Below are 12780 nucleotides of genomic sequence, written 5' to 3'. Positions count from 1 at the left end.
CTTTTTGTTCAGGCACCTGATACTTCATGCGTGCTTAGTCTTTGGTAACCCTCACGGCTCCTATGCCCGCCTCCCATAGGCGCCTGTTGAAGGCAGGAGCATCGGTATTTATCAATTCATCGGCCCGCCCCTTCAGTTGAGCCCATTCCTCCATCAGCACCCTGAGTTGGTCTCTATTGGCTTGATTAACCCTCGGAATATCGCTCTCGGTGGCATTGATCAGGAAGAGGAAGTTGGCAGTGAACTTGTTAGGGAAGTTCTCCACATCGTCGTATGCCTTCGATTTGCGCTGCACCATGTCTTCATCCCAGGCTTTCATTTTGGCAACCAGGGCCTCGCCGTCCGTCTTTAGAGCTACAAATGATTCACCTGCGGGCAAATCTTTTAGCACGCCTTCGATCTGACTTCTTAGGTCAAGCACTGTATTGACTTTCTTGTGCATCTCATTCAAACTGCTCTCCATGCCCGTCATGAACGTGTGGTATTCAGCATAAGTGGCAGGCGTGGTTTCATAGAGCGGGTTGGGAAGGATTTTGCACTCGCTTTTTGCCTCCTTGCCTGGGTATTTCAAGGTGATAGAGTAAGTGCCCGGCGAAGCCTTGTGCCCTCTGTAACCTCCTTCTACATAGGCACTTGGTGCGCCTATCATTGTTGCATAGCGCATATCCCACACAAATCTGTTGATCCCCTTAGACTTTGAAATGGTAGGTTCTGGAGAAGGGCCACCGGGGTATGACTGAAACTTTGGATCCTTTTCGGAGCTAAGCGTACGCACAAGGTTGCCCTGCGCATCTCTTATTTCAAGCGTTACTGCGACAGAATCGGCCAGCTTCGGTAGTTCGTAGTAGATAATGACGCCATTAGCAGGATTCACGCCTTCCAGCAAGTTGGTGCCATCAAATTCAGCCGAGGTGCGGTTCAAAGGGCTTCCCCAATTGCCAATCACCGCATCGTCGGGTTTGTAGAGCTTGAGCGAATTGGTCAGACCACTATACTGGCCAAGCACACCAAGGTCATCCAATATCCAGAAAGATCTTCCGGAGGTAGCCACTACGAGGTCGCCCTCTTTCACTTTCAAATCCATGATTGGCGTGATAGGAAGATTGAGCTGGAAAGGCTGCCAGGAAGCTCCATCATTCCACGATATATAGAGGCCCTTTTCGGTACCGGCATAGAGCAGACCTTTTTTGGCCTCGTCTTCCCGCACTACTCTTGTGAAAGAACCATAAGGAATGCCTTTGCTGATATTGATCCAGGTTTTGCCATAGTCCGTGGTTTTATAAATAGCAGGCGTGTAGTCGTTGAACTTGTATCTGGTTGTTGCGATATAAGCTGTAGCCTTATCGTGCGGAGATACCTCAATTGCATTGATCAGACATTCTGCCAAACCCTTAGGTGTTACGTTGATCCAGCTGGCACCATTGTCTCTGGTTACATGCACAAAACCATCGTTGCTGCCTGTCCAGATCACGCCTTTTTCGTGCGGTGATTCGATCACGTAACTAAGCGCACCGTAGTTCTCTGCACCTACAGCTTCAACGGTATAAGGGCCTCCGCCTTTACCCTGCTTTTCGTCAATATTCCTCGTCAAATCAGGAGAAACTTCTTCCCAGGTAACGCCTTTGTCTCTCGTTCTCAGCAGGTATTGCGCACCATGGTAAAACGTGCCCGGCTCATGTTTCGACCAGATGATCGGCGCATTCCAGTCATAAAGGTATTTCATATCACGGGCTGCCATACTCAAATATTGTATCGGTGCGGCCATCACTCCAGTTCCCGCTTTGGATTTCATGTCCAGTATCTCAATGGTGCCGAGGTAGCTGCCTCCCATTACGTAGCGTGGGTCGTCGGGGTCAAAAGCCAGAAAGGCACTTTCACCGCCGGCCGATCTTGTCCAATCTCTTTCGCCAATGCTGTAAGAACCTAAGGACATGCTGGCGATTTTCACGGAACTGTTGTCCTGCTGGCCAGCGTAAATATTGTAAGGAAACTCGTTGTCAACGTTGATTCGGTAAAACTGGGCCGTTGGCATATTGTCCAGTGTCGTCCAGCTTTCTGCCCGGTTGAAGGTGATGGCAGCTCCTCCATCGTCTGCCAACACCATGTTTTTGGAGTTATTCGGATTGATCCACAAGTCATGGTGATCTCCATGTGAAGTAGAAAGCGTTTCCCAGGTTTTACCACCATCAATTGAACGCAAGGCCTGAGCGCTTAGCACATACACTGTGTTTTCATCCTGCGGGTCGGTAAAGACTTCAATATAGTACCACGCTCTTTGCAGCAACCGGTGGTCGCCGCTTACTTTGTTCCAATTCTTGCCGGCATCTCCTGACACAAACAAGCCTCCCAGCTCCTTATCAGAGTCGCTTTCCATCAGCAGAAATACTTTTTCGGGATTGGCTCTGCTCACCGATATTGCCATTTTACCCATTTCCTTTGGCAAGCCTTTGTGTATCTTCTCCCAGGTAGCTCCACCGTCGCTTGATTTATAGACGCCACTACCGGGGCCTCCGCTCACCACCTGCCAGGGCATGCGCTGGTGGTGCCACATGGTGGCGTACAGCACCTGCGGATTGCTCATGTCCATAGAAAGCTCGGAGCAACCGGTGAGGTCATTCACGTACAATACCTTTGTCCATGTCACTCCGCCGTCCGTGGTTTTGTAAATTCCCCTGTCCTGTGTTGGCCCGTGCAGGGCTCCTTGAGCTGCCACGTAAACGATGTCAGGGTTCTTAGGATGAATGACAACCCTGGCAATGTGCTGCGTTTTTTCCAGCCCTATTTTCTTCCAGGTCTTGCCTGCGTCGGTCGACTTGTACATGCCGTCGCCGTAAGACGTCATCACACCTCTCGGCGCATGCTCACCCATGCCGACATAAACCACATTGGGGTCACTTTCCGAAACAGAGACAGCTCCTACTGAACCCATTTCAAAAAAACCGTCAGATATATTTTTCCAATAGGCACCGGCATCGTCGGTTTTCCAAACGCCTCCACCAGTGGTACCCATGTAATAGGTGAGCGGGTCGCCAACTACGCCACTGACGGTTACTGAACGACCTCCACGGAAAGGCCCAATATTTCGGAATTTTAAGGTTTGAAAGACGCTGTCAAGGTTTTGTCCGTACGACATAGATGCCGAAACCAACAGCAGCAGGAGTAGCCTGAGATGCTTCATTTTTAGATTGATTGTTGTTAAGCGCTCAATATAATAACAAAAGAAATCTGCTAAATTAGAAATTGATAAAGGGTCGAAGCGGGTGGTAGCATACTTGAGTGAATTGCGATAATAAGAACAACAATGAATCAAAAAATTGAACTCAACACAAATCCTAAAGCACTTGAACTAGAACTAGTAAGAAGTTGGCTGATTGAAGAACGAAACCACTTCAACGAAGGGTTCTATTGCAATTGGGGAATAATCGAAAAGGCATTTAACAACAAAGAATTCATCACTTTAAACCATGCAAATTATCCCATCGGCTTTGCTGTTTATTCGAAAAGTGAGCTCTATGTAGAAATAGAAATTTTAGAAGTAAAGCGCAATTTTCGAAGGAAAGGAATTGGTCAACAATTCATTCTGAAATTAGAATCCTATTTTAAAAGCAAAGGCCATGTTGCTTTTAAACTGTTTTGTTCGCCAAAGGAATCTCAAGGATTCTGGGAAAAAAATGGATTTGTCAAATTCCCTCGTAGAGGCTACACTGAATCTGATTTAACATACTTCAAACCCTTAGTAGAAATAGAAAAGCCAACAGATTCCACAAACCTGACAAACAAGCTTGAATTGTGGAATGCGGAACCCTATGAAATAAAAAATAATGCACCTCAATGGACTTGGAAAATTGACATGACACTGAATAAGCTTTTAAAGCCCATAATTCACCCCTGCAATAATAATTGGAACCTTCGGTGGACGAAAAATGCCAGCATCGTTCGAGAGCATAAAGTGAAGCACTTCAACAAAAACACAAAACCAATTCATTGCGGTCCTTTCCTGATCATATATGAGCTATTTGAATAAAAACAACCGTGCTTAATAGTGTTACGGAAATTTTAATGTAGTCGATTTTCGCCGATACTCATCAACAGCCAAACCAATTAAACGCTTCAAATAAGTCGCTTACTCAAAAATGCCCTCCCTGATCCCGTCTTAATATACTTTTCAAATGCAAAAGTTTTGTGTTGTTCAGCAAAGGCAATATAGGTTAAAAGAGTAACAGGCAGCCGGGATTTGGTGACAGGGACATAACCAGCATTGTGCGGGGCCAGACGCTCTTCTACATTGGCCGTGCATCCAGTATACAAATCTCCATCAGCACACCTCAGAATGTAAACGTATTGCATAAATACAAAATTGGCTTGGTAACTAAGTCGGGCCTGCCCGACGGAGCCCTTTTGACTAAAGTTCGAACAAACTGGTAACCTTTAAAGCAAAAAAAAAAGCCCGCCGTCGCTGAAAAAGCTATGGCAGGCGGAATATTCGATTAACTAAATCAATCTCTTGTTCAGAAAAGCTCTGTCTGATCCCGTCTTAAGATACTTTTCAAATGCAAACGCTTTGTGTTGTTCAGCGAAGGCAATATAGGTTAAAAGAGTAACAGGCAGCCGGGATTTGGTGGCGGGAACATAACCAGCATTGTGCCGGGCCAGACGCTCTTCTACATTGGCCGTGCATCCAGTATACAAATCTCCATCAGCACACCTCAAAATGTAAACGTATTGCATAAATACAAAACTTAGGTTGGTAACTAAGTCGGGCCTGCCCGACGGAGCCCGATTGACTAAAGTTCGAACAAACTGGTAACCTTTAAAGCAAAAAAAAAAAGCCCGCCGTCGCTGAAAAAGCTATGGCGGGCGGAGTCGGGATACCAGGATTACTCATACCCACAGGCATGCCGCACTTCCCCTCGTGCACCTCCTTCGTCGGTGTCGAACGCCACCCGCTGGCCCCAGGTTCTCATGGGCCTTAAACGCAAAAAAGCAGACATTGCTGTCTGCTTTTTGTCGGGATACCAGGATTCGAACCTGGGACCCTCTGGTCCCAAACCAGATGCGCTACCGGACTGCGCTACATCCCGTACTTCAATCAATCAGGTTCCGTGTGCCCTGATTCTCAAAACGAGGCTGCAAAGATGCGGAATCTTACTTTTCCACACAATACTTTTTTCACTTTAATTCATCAATCATTATAACATCCTCAACCTGATTGACTTAATCTCCAGGCTGCTTCCAGAAAAACCGTTAACACTGACACTTAGTTCGCCACTTCCCGGACTTACTTTCAGGTTGCCTGCAAATACCAGTGGCCATTTTCTTTCATATACCTCTCCCCGGTCTTCACGATCGGGGCTTTCGAGCTGCGGAGCCGAAAGGCTTGCGGAAACTTCTTTTTGAACAACCTCGCTTCCAAGCGAAATGCGAACATTAAAAGGGGCTGCTGTTTCACATGCCATTTCCACATACACCGCATAGGTGGCTGTGTTCACCGCCAGCAAGTCCCAGCTAGCTTTTGACTCATTGTTCACGCCGGTGAACCAGTCGTTGGCCCAACCAATGCCTCCCTTAAATGCAATCGCTTCTTTGGCAAACACATCTGGCGCAGGCAACTCCACTTCCGGCACGCCAGAATGGCCTACCTGGATGGGCTCCGGCGTTGTTCCTTTTTTGGTTACTTCACTAAACCAATTCCGATAGTCTGCCTGCATATTTGCCGCCAGCTCTGGTAGCGAATCGATAATATTCTGCTTTTGGTACGGATCGGCCAACAGGTCGTAAAGAGCCGTTTCATTAGGCTTCATGGTCAACAAATACTGATCGGTTCGAACCGCCGAAGGAATGGTATCCATTTCACGAATCACCTGGTGCGTGTAAAACTTCCGGTCGGGCAAGCCCGGCGCCGAATCAGTCATTGGAAGCAAACTCTTTCCATGAATATTCAAACTATCGGGCAGCACAACCCCAGTCAGCTCAGCTAGTGTGGGTAGAATATCGATATGGCCTGCCATCTTTTCAATCTTCGCCCCTTTGTCCCAGCCCAATCTTGGATATCGGATCAAAAAGGGCACCCTCACTCCCCCTTCATCTACGTGTGCTTTGATACCTTTGAAGCTGCCGTTGTAACGCACGCCGTTGGGACCATTATCTGTCATAAAAATAACGATCGTTTCTTCCTCTTTCTGAATAGCATTCAAATGATCAAGCAAACGCCCCATGATGTCATCAATGTTCTCGACCATTCCATACACGGCCGCATCCTTGTTGCTCAATCCCATCGCCGCATACTTATCAAAATACTCGTCGGGCACCTGAAAAGGTCCATGAGGTGTATTGAGCGTCAGCATGCACAAAAAGGGGCCATCGCTGGCCATAAACTCCATGGCTTTGTCTGCCAGCACATTAGCCATGTATCCTTGTGTTTTTACCTCCTCAAAGTTATGGGTGAGCACAGCGTCAAAGTAGTTATTAAAGTGACCTTCCTTGAAGCCGAAAAACTCTTGAAAGCCCTGCCCTAGCGGGTCGTGCGGGTACTGCTTGCCATTGTGCCACTTTCCGAACAGCCCTGTGCGATAACCGGCAGCCTTCATCACCTCGGCGATTGTCACTTCCTCCTCACGCATGACTTCCATTCGGTGGGTTACCCATGAAGTTCCGGTAGCCAGGTGATAGCGGCCAGTAAGGATGCTTGCTCTTGTAGGGGCGCAAACCGGAGAAACGTAGAATCTTGTAAACTCCGTGGCATGCTGTGCCAGCCAATCAAGGTGTGGTGTATCGATGCTGTCGTTACCGTGAAAGGCCAGATCGCCCCACCCCTGGTCGTCCGTAAGCACCAGAAGGATGTTGGGGCGTTTCTGCTCAGGCTCTTCGCATCCTGAAAGTGCTCCAACTGAAAAGGCGGCAGCAAATAATAATAACAGATTCTTCATAGGGTAAAATAAAAAAAACCGGAGGTGAGCCCCGGTTTAATATTGCTAATTTCGTTCACTAAAACTTCAAAGTATCTGGTAGATATTTCGACGCCAGGTCTTCGTAATAGGGTCTCAACTCCTTCACATTCGGAGGAGTGGCAGCCTTTGAGTATAAGTCGTACGGATTGAATTTATTCACCCACTCAAACAGCTTGTGATCATCCTTGTTCATCAGGTGCTCGTAGGCGTTCTCCCGATGCTGTGAATAGAAACTATGATAGCGCAACATGGCTAACCCCTCTTGCGGAAGGTAGTCCTTCATAATCTGGTAGATGTATTCATCGTGGCCCCAGGAAAGATGAACATTATCCAGGCCGCAGTTTGGTTCGTAAACGCCGTATTTAGTATTGAAACGTTCGTCGTAGGTGTCGGCATTGTCTTTGAAAAACTCAGGATATACGATCTTATCTGAGTGCTTGCAGCCAACAGGAAAAGTATCGCCCACCACACACCACTGAGGCTCACCAAAAAGGCAAAGCACCTTGCCCAGGTCGTGCAGAAAGCCTGTCAACACAAACCAGTCAGGATGACCATCTGCACGAATGGCCTCAGAAGTTTGAAGGAGGTGTTGCGTTTGATCCAGATCAGTATCGGGGTCGGAATCGTCTACCAGGGTATTCAGAAATTCTACAGCATCCCAGAGCTTCATTTCCCTTTTATCAAACTTGAGAAACTCCTTTTCCTTTGCCATCACAAAATCATAGGTCTGATGGATGTGGTTGACCCGGTAAAATTCTCTTACCGTATCTCTGGCGGGATCATCGTAGTTTCTGAATTCCTCTTTTGCCTTGGCAGGTTTTCCTTCTTCGGGGTATCTTTCTAAAAGATCTTCCTCCCAAAGCTCTTCCATTTGATGAGGTGTAACGTCCTTCATGGGTGCTTAAATTTTTACTAAGATATTAACAATGTTGTTTAGTTAAGAGCCTTATTACCCTTTTATTCCCTAAAGGGGTATGCTAACGACCATTCTTCGCCCTTCAGGGACAGGGGTAAAACAGAATCGGGAAACCGAGCCTCTTAACTATAACGACGTTGAAGATAATAATTCAAACCGAGATTCTAAACCAATTCATTGTCCCAGCCAAATGTAAATAGCGACGGTAAGTACTACCAGAAGCAGCCCGAGATGCCTGGCATACTTCCACGGATGCATTTGTATCGACTCAATATCGGCGGGTTTAAACGTATTGGTATTGGGGTAAAAGTAAGACACGCCAAACATCACTATCATATTTAAGATGAACTCAATGCCCCACAGGTGCACGAAGTGTATATCGACTTTAAAGATGAAACTGGTAAGGATGTAAAAAGCCAGACCAATAAAAAGCGCTGCCTTCGCTCCCACGGCAGATATTCTGGGTATAAAAAGGCCTGCGATTAGGATGGAAGCGATGGGAATAAAGAAGATACCATTGAGCTGTTGCAGAAGTTGATACAATCCTTCTGGAGCTCCAGCCACCATAGGAGCGGCAACAATGGCGCAAACGGCAAGGATGATAGACGTCAATTTCCCTATCCAAACCAGCTGTTTCTCAGAAGCGTCTTTGTTGAGGTGCCGCTTATAAATACCCAAACTAAAAATGGTTGCCGTACTATTGAGCACGCTGTTAAACGTGCTTAGCACGGCCCCCAGCACTACTGCAGCAAAGAAGCCAGTGAGGCCGACCGGCAACACTTTTTTAATGAGCTCGGGATAGATCAAATCTTGATTGTTGTAAAGGGAGTCGCCGAAATAGTAAAAGCCAATCACACCAGGCAAAATAATGATCAATGGTACCAGCAGCTTTAGCACGCCGGTATACAAAAGGCCCTTCTGCGCCTCCGCAAGGCTCACCGCCCCAAAGGCCCGTTGAATAATGGTCTGATTCATGCACCAGAAGTACAGCTGGTTAATCATCAACCCGGTAAAGAGTGTTTCGAATGGAAGCACCGAATCCTTTGCTCCTATCACATTGAACTTCTCAGGTGCGGCCTTGTACACTTTACTCAGGCCTTCAATCATATTGCCATCGCCGATGTCCCAAAGAGCAAACCCAAGCACCAGCAGACCTCCTATAAAAAGACCAAAGCCATTGATGGTGTCAGAAAAAGCGACCGCCTTCAAACCACCGAAAATGGCATAAATAGAGCCTATCACTCCTATTATGATAACTGTCACCCACAGCCCCTGCCCCTGAGTGACCCCAAGTGTTTCAGACACGTTAAAGATGCTTTCGAGGTTAATAGCGCCAGTATAAAGCACAATCGGCAACAGGGTAACTACAAACGATACAATCAGGAAAAGAGCCACCAGCGTTCTCGTAATTCGGTCAAAGCGGTACTCAAGGTATTGCGGGATCGTCGTCAAGCCCATTTTGAGGAACGTCGGAATGAAGTAGAGAGCGCCAATGACCAGCGCTACCGCCGACGTCACCTCCCACGCAATGATGATGAAGCCATTTTTGTAAGCCGAGCCATTCATCCCTATCAGGTGCTCGGTAGAAATATTGGTAAGTAGCATGGAGCCAGCGATGACTACGCCGGAAAGGCTGCGGCCTCCGAGGAAGTAGCCGTCCTGAGTGTCCAGCTTGTCTTTGCGGAGTTTGTACCACGAAAAAAGAGCGACGAAACCCGTAAAAGCCAGAAAAGATAAAAAGGTAAGTAGCATGTAAGTAGGTGTAGTTATTAAGCGAAAGGGTAATATACACCAGAATGATATTTCTTCCTCATTCAATTATTCGAAGTGGCTTTCCCTTAATTTCGCATGACTCGGCAGATACGAAAGCCCCGCTTGGTACAAATCTTGAGGGTGTTTCCGCAACAGCATTCAATAACTATGAAAAACACACTACCCTGGCTATTAATCATCTGCCTTTTCGGTTGCACGGCGCCTCGCATTATTCCGGTTGACTCAGCATCACGAGTTCTTCCAGAGCCGTTAGTCATTCGCCCTGCTTTCGATATGTACAGCCTGCGTGCTGACTTAATCAGACAAAAAACTTATTCCTATATAAATGATCAATACCATGAGCAGCCTGTGAGCTACCACCCCCTTGGCTTCGATCTGGGCAATGGTCTGTTTTTCGACCTTAACAGGAATTTATGCCTCGATCTGGGTTATCTCTTAAAGCTGGATAAAAGCAGAGACTTTACCCTGAAGACTACCAACTACAGTGTAGATGGCCAACCCAAAAAAAGACAGCATTTTCTAGTGCAAGCAGGCGACCAGTTGTGCACAGGTAGCAGAAGAGACGCCGATGAAGCTGCAACTATTTGTCGCACCCTGGAGCAGGAAGGTGAGCAAACTAAAGTAATCAAAAACGACAAGGAAGACTTCACTTTTTCACTGAGCGAAAGCGGGGCAACATTTGCCAGAAAGGGCAAAGTAAGGGCAGAAATTGTGAAAACGTCGAACTCGACTTTCAGAGCAGAAACCAATCGACCTTTTGAAGCTTCTATGATTGAGAATCAGCTCACATTAGGAAAGGAGTACTACGTTCAGGCAGACGACGAGAAAAAAGAGGTCAGTATTTTCCAGAGAAGAAAAAGGAACCACAAACTCCTTTATACAATCACCGAGACACCTACCGCCCTGATTGTCAACAGCCTGAATGGCAACCGGTATGTGGTTGCTCTCGACAAAAATGCACTTACACTTTCCAGCGGCGCACGACCAATCCTTCAAATTCATGTAGAGTATGTGAATCAGGCAAGGTAAAAACCGGAGCTCATCATATTGAATCGCCGCTTTCCCGCTTCACTCTTCGATCGAAATTCGGAGTCGCTAGCCTGATGTTTGCGCACACATCCTCTATTTTACAAATAATAAGAGTTTTAACTCTCGCTTTTTTTTCTCAAATTGAGGCTGTACGTCATATTACTCATGTACTCAATCATACAACGCTAAACTGACTCTTATCATGGAAAAACTAGAACGCAGATCTACCCTGAAAAAACTTTTTGCTGGTATAGCTGGCTTCGCTGGTTTTGGAGCCGTTTCATCGGCCAATGCCGCACCGGCCACGCTCGAAAAGAAAGCCAACAACATCACTACCTTTCAGGACATGCCGTTATTTTCAGGCTCCACTCAAATGGGTAATCTGGTGTTTATCGCCGGAAAAGGGGCACATTTCGAAGGCGACATCAAAGCACACACCGATCATGTGCTAAAGGAACTGGAAAAAGAACTCATCAAAGCAGGATCCTCCATGGAAAAAGTACTGAAGGTAAGCGTTTTCCTGGCCGATTTGAATGACTACAAAGCCATGAATGAGGTTTACAAAGGCAGGTTTGGTGCCAAGCCCCCTGTGAGAACCACTGTGGCAACCTACGGTGGCGTACCCGGCGACTCCCTGGTGGAGATTGATTGCATCGCTTACGTTTAAAATACTATCTATGAAGGCCCGGTGCCGTGAGGCGACGGGCTTCCTTTTCACACCCTGAATCCACTACAATGAAACGCTTCTTATCTATTATTGCCTTTTTCTTTGTCACTGCCAGCGTCGTAGCGCAGCCCTATCAAATCGTTATCAAAGGCGGTCATGTCATCGATCCAAAAAACAACATCAATGAGTTGATGGATGTTGCCATCCACGACGGAAAGATTGCCAGGGTAGCCAAGACCATCGATGCTACCGGCGCCAGGCAGGTGGTAGATGCGAAAGGCATGTACATTACTCCGGGACTGATCGACATCCATGGACACGTATTCTTCGGCACGCAACCTGACCATTACCTGAGCGACGGCTTGACGGCTATTATGCCTGACGGGTTCACCTTTCGGGTAGGCGTGACTACCATTGTGGACGCAGGGGGAGCCGGTTGGAAGTCGTTCCCTACATTCAAAGAGAACATCATTGATAACTCTCAAACCAGGGTACTGTCGTTTCTCAACATTGTTGGTGAAGGCATGAGAGGCGGCGTGTACGAGCAGAACCTGAATGACATGGATGCCCGCATGGCTGCCGCTGTGGCAAGGTCAAATAAGGAACATGTAGTAGGCTTTAAAGTGGCTCATTTCAATGGCCCCGAATGGACGCCGGTAGACAATGCCGTAGAAGCAGGTAATTTGGCAAAAATGCCTGTGATAGTTGATTTTGGTGGGAACAACCCTCCTCTTTCGATCGAAGACCTTTTCATGAAGCACCTCAGGCCAGGTGACATTTTCACCCATGCCTTCGGGGAACTGGATACGAGAGAACCTATAGTTGATCCGGCTACCAAAAAATTGAAACCTTTTGTTTGGGATGCGCAAAAACGGGGGATTGTGTTTGACGTGGGGTACGGTGGCATCAGCTTTTCCTATTCACAGGCCATTCCTGCTATCAAAGCGGGTTTCTATCCTACCACCATCAGCACCGACATCCATGCGGGCAGCTTCAACAATGCCATGAAAGATCAGCTCAGTGTGATGTCGAAATTCCTTCAGATGGGGATGGATTTGGAGCTGGTCATCAATGCCTCCACCTGGAAACCTGCTCAGGTTATCCAGCGAACGGAGCTCGGGCACCTTACCGAGGGAGCGATTGCCGACGTGGCTATTCTGAATATGCGCAAGGGCAACTTTGGCTTCTTCGACTATCGGGGGCATAAAGAAACGGGCACACAAAAGTTTGAGTGCGAAATGACTATTAAGGGAGGAAGAATCGTCTACGACTTAAATGGCATCGCTAACCCTGTAGTGCTGCCGAGATAACTACATGTAAGGCGGGGGTGTGGACATACCATGTCGCAGGGTGTGTCCACACCCTGCTGACCATTTTTGAATAGAATCCGGTGTCTGACGGCTCTTGCTCAGGGGCAATTTGCCGTGCCGACACCTACAATCAAAGCC

9 protein-coding genes and 1 tRNA gene are annotated in these 12780 nt (G+C 47.2%); 4 read left to right on the top strand and 6 right to left on the bottom strand.

Annotated elements, in window-relative coordinates; all coding sequences use genetic code 11:
- Nucleotides 1-34 precede the first annotated feature (34 nt).
- Nucleotides 35-3178 carry a glycosyl hydrolase gene (locus AAC052_RS07600; protein WP_339812237.1) on the bottom strand — a complete coding sequence of 1048 codons (3144 nt, stop codon included), beginning with the start codon at nucleotides 3176-3178 and terminating at the stop codon, nucleotides 35-37.
- 123 nt (nucleotides 3179-3301) lie between these two features.
- Here AAC052_RS07600 and AAC052_RS07595 point away from each other — a divergent pair, with 123 nt between their 5' ends.
- Nucleotides 3302-4024, top strand: a complete 723-nt coding sequence (locus AAC052_RS07595; RefSeq protein WP_339812235.1) for a GNAT family N-acetyltransferase — start codon at nucleotides 3302-3304, stop codon at nucleotides 4022-4024.
- Nucleotides 4025-4491: 467 nt separating this feature from the next.
- On the opposite strand, the gene AAC052_RS07590 is transcribed toward AAC052_RS07595, so the two are convergent.
- From AAC052_RS07590 to AAC052_RS07570, 5 genes are all read right to left on the bottom strand, one after another.
- A complete protein-coding gene (locus tag AAC052_RS07590; RefSeq protein ID WP_339812232.1) occupies nucleotides 4492-4728 on the bottom strand; it encodes a GIY-YIG nuclease family protein in 237 nt (78 codons plus the stop codon).
- Between the two features lie 279 nt (nucleotides 4729-5007).
- Nucleotides 5008-5081, bottom strand: a tRNA-Pro gene (locus tag AAC052_RS07585).
- A gap of 108 nt (nucleotides 5082-5189) precedes the next feature.
- A complete protein-coding gene (locus tag AAC052_RS07580; protein WP_339812230.1) occupies nucleotides 5190-6926 on the bottom strand; it encodes an arylsulfatase in 1737 nt (578 codons plus the stop codon).
- Nucleotides 6927-6984: 58 nt separating this feature from the next.
- Nucleotides 6985-7842 (bottom strand): inositol oxygenase family protein, encoded by an 858-nt coding sequence (locus AAC052_RS07575; RefSeq protein ID WP_339812227.1) that lies wholly within the window; start codon nucleotides 7840-7842, stop codon nucleotides 6985-6987.
- 195 nt (nucleotides 7843-8037) lie between these two features.
- Nucleotides 8038-9615, bottom strand: a complete 1578-nt coding sequence (locus tag AAC052_RS07570) for a solute:sodium symporter family transporter (RefSeq protein ID WP_339812225.1) — start codon at nucleotides 9613-9615, stop codon at nucleotides 8038-8040.
- A gap of 168 nt (nucleotides 9616-9783) precedes the next feature.
- Here AAC052_RS07570 and AAC052_RS07565 point away from each other — a divergent pair, with 168 nt between their 5' ends.
- The 3 genes from AAC052_RS07565 to AAC052_RS07555 all read left to right on the top strand — a co-directional run bounded on the left by AAC052_RS07565 (nucleotide 9784) and on the right by AAC052_RS07555 (nucleotide 12642).
- Nucleotides 9784-10665, top strand: a complete 882-nt coding sequence (locus AAC052_RS07565; RefSeq protein WP_339812223.1) for a hypothetical protein — start codon at nucleotides 9784-9786, stop codon at nucleotides 10663-10665.
- Between the two features lie 202 nt (nucleotides 10666-10867).
- On the top strand, nucleotides 10868-11332 hold the full coding sequence (locus AAC052_RS07560; protein WP_317491135.1) for a RidA family protein: 465 nt from the start codon (nucleotides 10868-10870) through the stop codon (nucleotides 11330-11332).
- Nucleotides 11333-11400: 68 nt separating this feature from the next.
- The gene (locus AAC052_RS07555) at nucleotides 11401-12642 is read left to right on the top strand and encodes an amidohydrolase/deacetylase family metallohydrolase (RefSeq protein WP_339812221.1); all 1242 of its coding nucleotides are present in this window, start codon (nucleotides 11401-11403) and stop codon (nucleotides 12640-12642) included.
- The last annotated feature ends 138 nt before the right edge of the window (nucleotides 12643-12780 follow it).

The organism is uncultured Imperialibacter sp., assembly GCF_963974565.1.
In the GTDB taxonomy this organism is placed as follows: domain Bacteria; phylum Bacteroidota; class Bacteroidia; order Cytophagales; family Cyclobacteriaceae; genus Imperialibacter; species Imperialibacter roseus.
Note: the sequence above shows the minus strand (reverse complement) of the source record. Positions and strands in the feature narration are given on the sequence as shown.